Annotated in this window: 9 protein-coding genes; 3 read left to right on the forward strand and 6 right to left on the reverse strand. The window is 70.8% G+C overall.

Annotated elements, in window-relative coordinates; genetic code table 11:
• Nucleotides 1–89: 89 nt before the first annotated feature.
• The 6 genes from NG1_RS12580 to thrS all read right to left on the reverse strand — a co-directional run bounded on the left by NG1_RS12580 (nucleotide 90) and on the right by thrS (nucleotide 6,708).
• Nucleotides 90–707 (reverse strand): TetR/AcrR family transcriptional regulator, encoded by a 618-nt coding sequence (locus NG1_RS12580; RefSeq protein ID WP_245659875.1) that lies wholly within the window; start codon nucleotides 705–707, stop codon nucleotides 90–92.
• Nucleotides 708–790: 83 nt separating this feature from the next.
• A complete protein-coding gene (locus NG1_RS12585; RefSeq protein ID WP_062970312.1) occupies nucleotides 791–2,299 on the reverse strand; it encodes a flavin-containing monooxygenase in 1,509 nt (502 codons plus the stop codon).
• On the reverse strand, nucleotides 2,296–3,153 hold the full coding sequence (locus NG1_RS12590) for an SDR family NAD(P)-dependent oxidoreductase (protein ID WP_062970314.1): 858 nt from the start codon (nucleotides 3,151–3,153) through the stop codon (nucleotides 2,296–2,298). Before NG1_RS12590 ends, NG1_RS12585 begins: the two co-directional genes overlap by 4 nt.
• Nucleotides 3,137–4,042 carry an alpha/beta fold hydrolase gene (locus NG1_RS12595; protein WP_062970315.1) on the reverse strand — a complete coding sequence of 302 codons (906 nt, stop codon included), beginning with the start codon at nucleotides 4,040–4,042 and terminating at the stop codon, nucleotides 3,137–3,139. The genes NG1_RS12590 and NG1_RS12595 overlap by 17 nt, the downstream gene beginning before the upstream one ends.
• Nucleotides 4,039–5,382 carry a cytochrome P450 gene (locus NG1_RS12600; RefSeq protein ID WP_062970317.1) on the reverse strand — a complete coding sequence of 448 codons (1,344 nt, stop codon included), beginning with the start codon at nucleotides 5,380–5,382 and terminating at the stop codon, nucleotides 4,039–4,041. The genes NG1_RS12595 and NG1_RS12600 overlap by 4 nt, the downstream gene beginning before the upstream one ends.
• A 105-nt stretch (nucleotides 5,383–5,487) precedes the next feature.
• A complete protein-coding gene (gene thrS / locus NG1_RS12605; protein WP_062970319.1) occupies nucleotides 5,488–6,708 on the reverse strand; it encodes a threonine--tRNA ligase in 1,221 nt (406 codons plus the stop codon).
• A 269-nt stretch (nucleotides 6,709–6,977) separates the two neighbouring features.
• On the opposite strand from thrS, the gene NG1_RS12610 reads away from it, so the two are divergent.
• The 3 genes from NG1_RS12610 to NG1_RS12620 are packed head-to-tail and all read left to right on the forward strand — an operon-like array spanning nucleotide 6,978 to nucleotide 11,849.
• Nucleotides 6,978–8,264 carry an ABC transporter substrate-binding protein gene (locus NG1_RS12610; RefSeq protein ID WP_062970322.1) on the forward strand — a complete coding sequence of 429 codons (1,287 nt, stop codon included), beginning with the start codon at nucleotides 6,978–6,980 and terminating at the stop codon, nucleotides 8,262–8,264.
• Nucleotides 8,261–10,075 carry a hypothetical protein gene (locus NG1_RS12615; protein ID WP_062970325.1) on the forward strand — a complete coding sequence of 605 codons (1,815 nt, stop codon included), beginning with the start codon at nucleotides 8,261–8,263 and terminating at the stop codon, nucleotides 10,073–10,075. The genes NG1_RS12610 and NG1_RS12615 overlap by 4 nt, the downstream gene beginning before the upstream one ends.
• A gap of 46 nt (nucleotides 10,076–10,121) precedes the next feature.
• On the forward strand, nucleotides 10,122–11,849 hold the full coding sequence (locus NG1_RS12620) for a tetratricopeptide repeat protein (protein ID WP_062970326.1): 1,728 nt from the start codon (nucleotides 10,122–10,124) through the stop codon (nucleotides 11,847–11,849).
• Nucleotides 11,850–11,869 lie beyond the last annotated feature (20 nt).

The following is an 11,869-nucleotide window of genomic DNA, read 5'->3' on the forward strand; positions in this document are numbered from 1 at the left end:
GGCGCTGTTGCCGGCCGTCACCGGCTGCGGGGCCGACCGGCGGAGCATTCGTCGACGTCGCCCGGTGAAGCGGTGACCGCGGCCGAGCGTTAGGGGTGCGGTCCGATCAGCGCGATCGCGGTCTCGACCGCCACCTCGACCATGCCGCCGATGTCGCCGCCGTCTTCCACGGTGGTGGCGATGAGTTCCCGGAAGCCGCCGAACAGGATGGTCGCCACCTGCCGGGACGGCGGCCGCAGTCCGGCGGCTGCGAATTCCGGTGTGTCGGTGAGTTTCTGGATCAGGGCGATGAACGTTTCGCCGACCTCGCGTTGCAGGTGACGGGCGTCCTCGCCGAGGGCGGGGACGACCCGGATCCAGCTGAGGGTGATGGAGGGATCGTCCTGTGCGGTGCGTATCCACGCCTCGATGGCGTGGCGCACCTGCGTGCGCCATGGCATGTGCGGGTCGACCGCGGCCTCGATCTGCTGGATCGTCTCCTTGTTGCGCTCGGTCAGCAGGGTGATGAAACAGTCCTGTTTGCTGGTGAAGTGCTCGTAGAAGGTGCGGCGCGAGGTGCGGGCGTGGCGGACCACGTCGGCGACGGTGGAGTCCTGGTACCCGCGTTCGCGCACGGCGACGGCCATGGCGTCGAGCAGGCGGCGGCGAAACCCGGAATCCGAGCCGTTGTCGGCGGAGGTGCGGGGTACGGGCTCGGCGCGGGTCACGAGAATCAGGTTAGTTTCTCCGCTCGGGTCACCGCGCCCGGCCCGAGCCGCACGGCGGGCGGGTGTCGCGCACCGGCGCGCGGTCAGGCCGTCACCTGCCCGGAATCGTGCCCCTGCGTCACGGCATGGGCATCGTGGGCCGGTGCGTCCGCGCCGGTGAAGCGGATGGTGCCGTCGTCGATGCGGCCGTAGCGCAGGGTGAGCACATCGTGGCCGTAGCTCATCCCCAGCCGCCACGGGGCTCGGGAGCCCGCCTTGGGGAAGCGGTCGATGTCGCGCAGCACGTAGCCGGCCGGGAAGTCCAGCAGTGGCTCGGGGGCCACGGCGGGGTCCGGCCACGGGGTGGTCTGCCGATAGCCGCCCTCGTCCATGTGGCGCAGCAACCGGCAGACGAACTCGCTGACCAGATCGGCTTTCAGTGTCCAGGACGCGTTGGTGTAGCCGATGGTGAAGGCGAAGTTCGGCACTCCGCTGAGCATCATCCCCTTGTAGGCCATGGTCTGGTGCAGCGCGACCTTGTGTCCGTCCACCGCGAGCCGGATGCCGCCGAGTGCGAGCAGTCGCAGGCCGGTCGCGGTCACCACCACGTCGGCGTCGAGTTCGCGCCCGGAGGCCAGGCGCAGTCCGGTCGCGGTGAACGTGTCGATGCGATCGGTGACCACCGTGGCGCGGCCGTCGCGGATGGCGCGGAACAGATCCCCGTCCGGCACCAGGCACAGCCGCTGATCCCACGGCTGGTAGGACGGTTTGAAGTGGGTGTCGACGTCGTAACCGTCGGGCAGTTGCTTGATGGTCAGATCGCGGATGAACTTGCGCATCTGCCGCGGCCGCCGCCTGCTGAACTGGTAGATCAGCGTGCTGATCAGCACGTTCTTCCAGCGGACGACCGTGTATGCGCGCCGCGGGCCCAGCAGTCGCCGCAGCCGGTCGGCGACGGTGTCGCGGGCGGGGACGGGCAGGATGTAGGTCGGTGACCGTTGCAGCATCGTCACCTGTGCGGCGGTCCGGGCCAGGGCCGGGACCAGGGTCACGGCGGTGGCGCCGCTGCCGATGACGACCACCCGCTTGCCCGCACAGTCCAGGTCCTCGGGCCAGTGCTGCGGATGCACCAGTCGGCCGCCGAAATCCTCGACGCCGGCGAACTGCGGTGTGTAGCCCTCGTCGTAACGGTAGTAACCGCTGCATACGAGCAGGAAATCGCAGGTGATCACGCTTGTGGCGCCGTCGTGTTCGGCCAGCACGGTCCAGCGGGACTCGGCGCTGGACCAGGACGCTTCGGTTACCCGATGCCCGTAGCGGATGAATCGGTCGATGCCGGCGTCGGTGGCGGCGTCGCGGATGTAGCGCAGGATGGCGGGACCGTCGGCGATGGCCTCGGCTTGCGTCCACGGGCGGAATCGGTATCCGAGGGTGTGCATGTCGGAGTCCGAGCGCACGCCGGGGTAGCGGAACAGATCCCAGGTGCCGCCGAGGTCGTCGCGTGCCTCGAGGATCGCGTAGCTGCGGGCGGGGAACGCCGCCTGCAGGTGGTGGGCCGCGCCGATGCCGGACAGGCCCGCGCCGACGATCAGGACGTCGAGGTGTTCGCTCATGCCGGTGCTCCCGTGGTGTCGCGGGTGCGCAGGCGGCGCTCGAGCAACGCGACCGCACCGTAGTAGTGGGTGGGTGTCACCCGCGCCAAGAGGTCGAACAGATAGGCGTCGGGTCCGACGAGGATGCGGGACTTGCCGTGTTCGACGCCGCGGCGGATGATTTCGGCCGCTTTCTCCGGCGTGGTGAGGGTCAGCGCCTCGAATTCCGCCGCCATCTGCTCGTGCGTGCGGCCGCGGCCCTCGGGGTCCTTGCGGACCCGGGCGTTGCGCGCGATGTTGGTGCTGATGCCGCCGGGGTGGACGTTCACCGCGGACACGCCGGTGCCGCGCAGTTCCTGGCGCAGGGCGTCGGTGAACCCGCGCACCGCGAATTTCGCCGCGCAGTAGGCGCTTTGGTTGGGCATGCCGAGCAGCCCGAACACGCTCGAGGTGTTGACGATGACGCCGTGATCCTGCTCGACGAGGATGGGCAGGAAGGCGCGCGTGCCGTTGACGACTCCGTCGAAGTTGATCCGCCGCAGCCATTCGTCGTCCTCGGGGACGGCGTCGAGCACCGAGGAGGAGACCGCGACGCCGGCGTTGTTGAACACCGCGGCGAGCGGCGCGGTCAGCCAGTCGCGGACTTCGTCGGCGAAGGCGAGCTGGTCGGCGGCGTCGCGCACGTCCAGGACGCGGGTCAGTACCGGGCCGGTGAGCGCGGCGGCGGTTTCCTTCAGCCCGGCTCGGTCGATATCGGCGATCGCTACGGGAGAGCCTGTGGCCGACAGCGATCGGGCGAGGCTGCGGCCGATGCCGGAGGCCGCGCCGGTGATCATCACCGGGCGGCCCGACAGTGGCCTACGGGTGCGGGGCATCGATGCTCCTGGTTTCGGAGGTGCGGATGTGTTCGTGGATGAGGTCGGCGAGAGTCGGCCACATCGCGGCGGGCAGGTCGTGGCCCATGCCCGCCAGGGTGCGCAGGCGAGCGCCGGAGATGGCGCGAGCGGTGGCGGTGGCGCCGGTGGGTGCGACCATCAGGTCGCGGTCACCGTGCACGACCAGTGTCGGGGCGGTGACCGCGCGCAGTTCACCGGTCCGGTCGCCGGATTTCAGGATGCCCGCCAGTTGACGGCCGACGCCCGCGGCGGGGGCGGGATCCCGGTCCCAGGTCCTGGCCGCCGTCGCGCGCACCGCGGACTCGTCGAACGGGTATGCGGCCGAGCGGATGTGCCGGTACATGCGCACGGCCCGGTCGATGTGCTCGTCGCGGGTGCGGGCGGGCCTGCCGAGCATCAATCGCCAGGTCGACCACGCCGGGCGCCCGACGCGCGCGGCGCCGGTGGTGGACATGATCGAGGTCAAGGAACCGACCCGGGCGCGATGGCGGGCGGCGACGGTCTGGGCGATCATGCCGCCCATCGACATGCCGACCAGATGCGCTCGGGGCAGCTCGAGCGCGTCGAGCAGGCCCACGGTGTCGGCGGCCGGCTCGGCGAGCGTGTATTGATCGCGGTGCCAGCGCCGGGCCAGCAGATCGACCGGGCCCGGTGGCGGGAAGTCGCCGTGCGTGGAGTGGCCCGCGTCGCGATTGTCGAAGCGGATGACGTGGTAGCCGCGCGCCACCAGGAGCTCGCACAACCCGTCGGGCCAGTCGTGGAATTGCTGGCCGAGCCCGGCGACCAGCACAAGCGGGATCCCGCCCGCGCCGTACTGCTCGTAGGCCAGGGTGACGCCGCCGCCGACGTCGGCGAGTCGCTCGCTCATGCCGTTGCCCCGGCGGCGTGGTCGAGCGCCGGGACACCGGGGCTCGGGGTGCGGCGGTGCACCACGGCGCGGCCCTTCTTGGCCGGGGCGAGGGCGACGCCGCGGAAGTGCGGGCGTTCGTCGCGGGCGTCGGTCGGCTCCAGCGTGAAATCTCGCAGCAGGGTGCGCAGCACGACGTTCATCTCCATCATGGCGAACGCGGCGCCGATGCACCGGCGGCTGCCGCCGCCGAACGGGATCCAGCTGAATGTTCCGGGCCGCACGCCGAGGAAACGATCGGGGTCGAAGGCGCGGGCATTCGGGAACAGCTGCTCGTTGTCGTGCATCAGCCGGATGCTGACCAGGACCTTCTGTCCTTTCGGCAACGTCCACCGGCCCAGCGGCAACGTCTCGGCCCGGACCTGGCGAATGGTGGCGTCGATGACCGGGCGCACGCGCTGTACCTCGAGCAGTGTCGCCTCGCGCAGTTGCGAGCCGCCGGCATCGGCTTCGGCGACCAAGCGGCGCAGGACCTCCGGGTGCCTGCGCAGCCGCTCGATCGTCCACGACAAGGTCGTCGCCGTCGTCTCGTGCCCAGCGGTGAGCAGGGTCAGCAATTCGTCGGCGATCTCACGGCGTGACATGGCGGAGCCGTCGTCGTAGCGCGCTTGCAGCATCATCGCCAGCACGTCGTCGCGGTCGTCGATTCCGTCGCGGAGCGCGCGGTCGATGAGTAGGCCGACGATTTCGTCGTAGCGGCGGCGGTAGGCCGCGAACCGGGACCAGGGGCCGAATCTGCCCAGCGCCCCCTTGGGCACCGGTAACGCGGCAAGGGCGGATCCGATGAAAACGAGTTTGGGCAGCAACTGGCGTAGTTGCTCGAACTCGGCTCCCTCGGCGCCGAAGACCGCCCGCAGGATCACGTTCAGCGTGATCCGCATCATCGAGTCCATCGTCGCGAATTCGCGGCCGACGGGCCACGACCGCATCTCGCGGACGGCTTCGGCTTCGATCAGCGAGTCGTACACGGCGAGTCGGCGGCCGTGGAAGGGCGGGGTCAGCAGTTTGCGCTGTTTGCGGTGTTCGGTGCCGGTCAGCGCGAACAACGATCCGGGCCCGAGGAATTCGCCGAGGTTGACGTCGACGTTGTCGACGACGTCGGTGCTCGCGGTGAACAGCGCTTTGATCTCGGCGGGGTCGGCGAGCACCACCGATCGCCCGAACCTGGGCATCTGAATGGTGAAGGCCGACCCGTAGCGCTCGTGCATGCGCCGCCATGTGCGGGTGCGTCCGGTCAGGATTTGCAGGCTCTGCACGATCGGTGGGGTAGTTGGTCCTTCTGGCAGTCGCACAGCGGGCATACGCCCACCTCCTCGCGTGGTACTCCGATGTACCAGTCGTACGGTACGCTCGTGTACCAGGCTGTGACAAGGCTTACACCGAAACGATCGCAGCGAGCGGCCCGCTCACCCCACATCCCACAGTTCGGCGCTGTGCACCGCGAGCAGGGCACCGATGCGGCCGAGCGCCTCGGCGGCGGACCTCCGGGCGAGTCGGCGCCCGTCGCGCAGGCGCAGCGCCACCTCACCCGCGGCGGCCTCCTCGGCGCCGATGATCGCCTGATACGGCACGAGGCGGTGATCGCGGATGCGAGCCCCGAGACTGCCGCGATCCGGCGGCGAGACCACCACGCGCAACCCACGGTCACGGCAGCGGCGCTCGAAGCGCGCGGCCACCGCCAGCTGGTCCTGGCTCACCGGCAACACCACCAGCTGGGTCGGCGCCAGCCAGGCGGGAAACCGCCCGCCGTGACACTCGATCAGATGCGCCACGGCCCGCTCGACGCTGCCGATGATGCTGCGGTGCACCATGACCGGCCGATGTGCCGCGCCGTCGGCGCCGGTGTAATGCAGATCGAACTGCTCGGGTTGATGGAAATCGACCTGCACGGTCGACAGGGTGGACTCCCGTCCCGCGCTGTCGCGCACCTGGATGTCGATTTTCGGGCCGTAGAACGCTGCTTCGCCTTCCACCGCGTCGTAGCTCAGCCCGGAGTCCTCCAGGACACCGGTGAGCAACGCGATCGAACGTTCCCACATCCGCGGTGCCGCTACGTATTTCCCGCCGCGCCGGGGCAGCGACAACCGGTAGCGGGCGGGACGGATGTCCAGCGCGGCGTAGGCGTTCCCGATCAGCGCCAGCGCCGCGGCGACCTCGGTGGCGGCTTGCTCGTGGGTGCAGAAGATATGCGCGTCGTTGAGCTGGATGCCGCGTACCCGGGTCAATCCGCCCAGCACGCCGGACAGTTCGGAGCGGTACATGCCACCGAGTTCGGCGATCCGCAACGGCAGTTCGCGATAGCTGTGGGCTCGGGAGCGGAACAGCAGCGCGTGGTGCGGGCACAGGCTCGGGCGCAGCACCACTTCTTCGCCGCCGAGGTCCATCGGAGGGAACATGTCGTCGCGGTAATGCCGCCAGTGCCCGGAGATCTCGAAGAGTTCGCGTTTGCCGAGCACCGGCGAATACACGTGGCGGTAGCCCGCGCGGTGTTCGGCGGCGCGGATGTAGTTCTCCAAGGCTTGGCGCACGGCAGCGCCGTCCGGCAGCCAGAACGGCAGGCCCGCGCCGATCAGCGGGTCGGTGTCGAACAGATTCAGCGCGCGGCCGAGGGTGCGATGGTCGGGCATGGTGGTCTCCTCGTCGACAGGGGGCGAGTGACCACGAGACGAAGCCCCAGGGCACTCGCCCCGGGGCTCGGACAAACGTGGATCAGCGCGCCGGGACGGATTCCGGCGTCGTCGTCACAGCAGCGCGCTTCACACCGGTGACGGTAGCAGCGGCAGCCGTCGACGCGCACGGGAGTTTCTCGGCGGACGAAGATCGCGAAGTGCCCACCGGGCGTGACGGCTTTGCCGCATAATCGGGTTCGATTGGCACGCAATGACATCGGGGGTCGATGAGCACGCGCAGAGCGGTGCTGCAAGCGGGAGTGGTTGTCCCGCTGGCCGTTGCGTGCGCGCCGGACCTGCTGTTGGGCAGCTCCGACGCGGTTCGCGTAGGGGTGTCCTGGAGCGGACAGGAGCTGGCGGCCTTCCACACCGTGCTGGCCGGACTGGACCTCGGCTTCGCGGTCGAAGTGATCCCCCTCGGCGACAACACCGACACCGCGTTCACCGCGGGCGGCCGGTCCGCGCCGGACGTGGTGTTGCTTCCGCAGGCGGGACGGGTGCGTGAACTCGCCGAACGCCACGAACTGCGGCCTGTCGACGAGACGGTGTGGGCCGACGAACGCGGCACCCGCTACGCCCAGCCCTGGCAGCAGTTGCTGCGCTACGACGATCGGCTCTACGGTGTGCCGTTCAAGGCCGCGGACAAGTCGCTGGTGTGGTTCGACCGGCAGCAGTTCACCACCCACGGCCTGGGTGAACCGGCCGCCTGGATGCTCGGGGACTGGGTCGACCGGATGGAGGTGCTCGCCCAGACACCGATCCGCCTGCTCGCGTTGGCCGCCGCCGACGGATGGGTGCTGACCGACTTCTTCGAGAACGTGCTGCTCGCCGAATCCCCGCGCATCTACGACGAATTGGCCACCAAGCACAGCCGCGAGTGGGACAACCCGGCGGTGCGGGCCGCGTTCGGGCATCTGGGGGTGTTGTGGGGGCAACGCCACGCCTTCCCCGGTGGCGTCGGCGTCGCACTGACCAGGCAATTCTCCGACGCCGTCCGGGATGTGTTCCAGCACCGCCGCGCCGCGGCGGTCGTCGCCCCCGACTTCGCCGAACCCATCGTGCGCAGCGCGGTCCGCGCCTCCGGGCGCAAGGTCGAAGACGCCGTAGGGGTCGTGCCGTTCCCAGCGGTGACCGCCGCGTCGGCGCGGCCGAAGATCGTCGGCGGCGACGTGATCGTGGTGACGCAGCAGGCGAACCCGCGTGCGGGCGAGCTGGTCGAGAAACTGGCCGGGGACCGCGCCCCGCTGCCGTGGATACAGCGCTACGGCGGTTTCCTCGCGCCGAACCTGCGCACCGAGGCGGACTACTCGCCGCTGCTGGCACCCTCGGCGCGGGAACTCGCCGCCCGTAGCACCTTCGATCTGTCCGACCGGATCGGGCCGGTCGGCGGCCGGGAAGGGCTGTGGCGGGTGCTGACGGAATTCCTCATCGCGATCGGTGACGGTGCGCAGACGCGGGTCACCGACGCCACCGAACGCGCGATCGCCGCGCTGGACGACGTCGAGCGCCGATGACCTCGCCCCCGCAGTTCGACATCAACGGTCTGCGCATCGAGCTGGCCACCCGCCGCATGCGCGGACCGCTGGTTCCCGGCGGCAGGCCACGGCGGTGGCTGGGTTGGCTGGCGGGACTGCCCGCGACGGTACTGACGGTCGCGCTGTTGGCGCTGCCCGCCGGATGGACCGTCCTCATCGCCGCACGGGCACGCCCGGTGGAGGTCCTCGCGTGCGCGATCGTCGCCGCGAGTGCGCTGCTGCCCGCGGCGCTGCGCAGACGGCTGAAGGCGCCGCGGAGACGAATCCTGGCGTGGGTCTTCGCGATCGGCGGCACCGTCGGCGGGTTGTGGCTGCTGGGCGGCACGATGACCGCCGACGGCCGGGGCGCCTACCTGCGCACGCTGCTGTGGGTGGCCTTCGGGATCGGGCTGCTGATCCTGGCGCTGGCGATCGCCTGGTGGGGGCGGGCGGCGCGATGGCTGTGGCTGCCGCTGATCGTGCCGTTCGGCGTGTCGGCGTTCGTATCCGGGGTGGCGTTCCGAGTGATCTTCGGCAACGGCGCCCGATGGCTGGACATCCAGGACGTCGGGCTCTACCGGTGGTGGCTGGCGGCGATGCTCGGGTCGGCGTTCCTGTGGACCTGGCTGGGCTTCCTCACCGCGCTGTTCCGCGCGGGAATCCATGCGATAGAAGCCGATCCGGCGCGCGCCGGGTACCTCTACCGCGACGACGGCAGGCCGCTGGCGATACGCCTGTACGAGCTGCTGCGCCCGGTGCTGCTGATCGCCGGACTGGCCGTGGGGGTCGCGGCCGCGCGCGTGTTCGACGTGGTGCTGATCGGGGTGCCCGGGGCGCTCGAGTACCAGGTCGACAGCGCGACCGTGCATTGGTGGCGGCTGGCCGCCGATGCCGACCCCGGCGTGGCCGCGGCCTACACGCTGCCGTTGGCGGTGCTGGTGGGTGCGGTCGCCTGGCTGCTGCAAGTGGACGTGCGCAGGCACCGCGCGAGCTGGTCGGCGGTGCGCGCGATCTCGGTGGCGGGACGGCGGCGCATCGGTCCCGGGCGCGCGGCGGGCATCGTGCTGGTCTCGCTGCTGGTGCTGTACCCGATCGGCGTACTCGCCTACACCGGTGTGCGCGGACACGAGGGCTTCGGATTCTCCGCCGTCGCGCTGGTATTGGGCGACGACGGACTGTGGCGCTCACTGCAGACCACCGCCTGGGTCGCGGGGATCGCGACGGTGGTCGTGGTGACCGCGGCCGTTCCGGTGGCCTACCGGCTGGCCGCACTGCGACCCAACGGCACCGCCGCCCGGCTGGCGGTCGTGGCACTGGTGGTGCTCGCGGTGATCCCGGCGCAGACCTACCTCGGGCCGCTCGACGGTCTCGTCGACGCCTACGAGTTGTCGGGAACGCGGATCCCGCTGATCCTCGTGCACGCCGCCGCCGGACTGCCGGTCGCCATCCTCGTGCTGCGCGGCGCGATGCTCGCCCCACCGGGCAGCACGGCTTCCGACGCCCTGCACGGCCTGGCCAGTCCGGGCACCATCGCCCAGCGCGTGCTGGCCTCCTCCGGGCCCGCGCTGGGGGCGGTGGCGGTGCTCGAATTCGTCCAGGTGTGGAACGACTTCTTCATCGGCCTCGTGGTCAGCGGAGCGGGAGCGAGCCCGTGGTCGCTGCTGCTGTGGGGCGAAGCACGGCAATTCGGTGAGAACATCGCGCAACTGGCCGCGGGAGCGCTGGTATCGGCCGTGCTGCCGGTGGCGCTGTTGCTGGTGACCTGGCGGCGCTGGGTCGTGCCCGGGCTGACCGGTGGAGTGCTGCGATGAAGCGGAACCCACCGGTCGCCACCGGGTGTGGCAAGGGAGGAACCGGGTGAGTACATCGACCGAACCCACCGAACCGGTCGGGCAGACCGCGACGCCGCGATCGTCCATCTGGATCGGTTTTCTGGGCACCGCGTCGCTGGTGGCCTACACCGTGCTGTTCGAGCTGGTGCGCACCCTGGTGGTGAACTCGTTCGGTGAGAACGCCCTCGTGCAGTTCTTCAACGGACCGCTGCGCTGGTTGTCGGTGTTGTTCATCGCCGCGGCCGCGACCTATGCGCTGTCCCGGTTCGCCCGCGGTTATCGCACCAAGGTGCGCACTGCCCGTGAAATGGACCTGATCGCCGGCCTCGTCGAACCGGGCCCCGCGCTGGCCGACGCCGGACCGCGGGTGGCCGCGCCGTCCCCACGGCAAGTCGCGACGCTGAACGGGCATCTCATCGCCGCGGTGCTGCGGGACCTGCCGGTGCACGACTACGAAACCGTCGCGTTGCTGGCGGTGCTCAACGCCATTCGGGACACGCCGGGGCGGTTGCCGCTGGCCCGGGAACCCTCGGCGCGCACCGCGGCGAAACTGCTGGAGGGGCTGCGCCGCCGCGGGGTTCTCGCCCCCGATGGCGCGCAGCGGTTCTGCGTGCGTCTGGTGCCGTCGTTGCCGGATCGCGCGACGGTGACCGCCGGACCGCAGTGGGCCGCGGCGCTCACCGCGCTACTGCACCACTACGCCGATCGAGCAGGCCGCTGGGCGATCGCGCTGGAGTCACGGCGCTTCGCCGTAGGCGCTCGCCGCTGGTTCGAGACCGAGGAACCCTACCTGCGCGCCCTGGTCGCCGCGTGCGCGGCGGCAGCGGACACCGAAACCGAGCCGGGCGTGGAATTCCCCCGGGTAGCGGTCGGGCATCTCATCCGTCTCGGCCACGCCTTGGACGTGTGGTACGCCCGAAAGGGCTTGGGGGAGAACGAGAACGGGCTGGCCGACGACCTGCGCTCACTTCCCGGCGTCGACGAGCTGAACCGCGACCTGGTGATGCTGCGGGCAGGCCTGCTCAACGCGCGACCGCGGGGCTATCGGCCGCGGCGGTTGTCCACGAGCCTGGCCGCCCGCTGGGAACACCAGACGGCGCTGGGCGCGCTGGCCACCGCGGCGCCGGATCTCGACAAGGTGGCCGACCAGTTGGAGACCGCGTGGTGGTTGCTGCCGCGCGACGACGTCGCCGGTGAGGTGTGCGCCCTGATCAACCTCGCCGTCGTGCACATCCGGCAAGGACGCCTCGACGCCGCGCAGGATCGTCTCGAACTCGCCGAATCCCTCACCCGCGCGGGTCTCGATCCCGACGGACGCGCGCAGACCCACGAGACCATGGGCGCTCTGTGGTGGGCCCGCGGCGAACCCCGCCGAGCCCTGCGCTGCTGGCAACTCGCCCTGACCGGCTACCGCGCGCTCGACGACGACCCCGGCATCGGCCGCTGCCTGCAACACCTCGGCTCCGCGATCGTCGCCGACCCCGATCACGCCACCCTGCTGCTGCCCACCGACCCACCCCTCACCCGCACCGACGCCGTGCGCCAGGCCACCGGATGGCTCGCCGAAGCCCGCCGCAGGCATCCCGGCGCCCAGCACGTCGGATACTACGTCGGCCGAGCCCGTTCGAGACTCCGCGCCGACCGCGGCTTCCTCGACCTGCTCCCGGCCCGCCGCCGCACCCCCCTCACCCACATCGACCAGTGGCCCGCTCCCCTCGAAGACCACGCCCACCGGCCGCACGCCGACCGCTGACCACTACGCCGCCGCGGTCT

The sequence above is a fragment of the Nocardia gamkensis NBRC 108242 genome, assembly GCF_001612985.1.
GTDB classification, from domain to species: domain Bacteria; phylum Actinomycetota; class Actinomycetes; order Mycobacteriales; family Mycobacteriaceae; genus Nocardia; species Nocardia gamkensis.

Bases quoted from the DNA above. Each gene is read 5' to 3' on its own strand.
- NG1_RS12585 (WP_062970312.1), bottom strand. From the start codon at position 2,299: ATGAGCGAACACCTCGACGTCCTGATCGTCGGCGCGGGCCTGTCCGGC.
- NG1_RS12590 (WP_062970314.1), bottom strand. From the start codon at position 3,153: ATGCCCCGCACCCGTAGGCCACTGTCGGGCCGCCCGGTGATGATCACC.
- NG1_RS12595 (WP_062970315.1), bottom strand. From the start codon at position 4,042: ATGAGCGAGCGACTCGCCGACGTCGGCGGCGGCGTCACCCTGGCCTAC.
- NG1_RS12600 (WP_062970317.1), bottom strand. From the start codon at position 5,382: ATGCCCGCTGTGCGACTGCCAGAAGGACCAACTACCCCACCGATCGTG.
- thrS (WP_062970319.1), bottom strand. From the start codon at position 6,708: ATGCCCGACCATCGCACCCTCGGCCGCGCGCTGAATCTGTTCGACACC.
- NG1_RS12610 (WP_062970322.1), top strand. From the start codon at position 6,978: ATGAGCACGCGCAGAGCGGTGCTGCAAGCGGGAGTGGTTGTCCCGCTG.
- NG1_RS12615 (WP_062970325.1), top strand. From the start codon at position 8,261: ATGACCTCGCCCCCGCAGTTCGACATCAACGGTCTGCGCATCGAGCTG.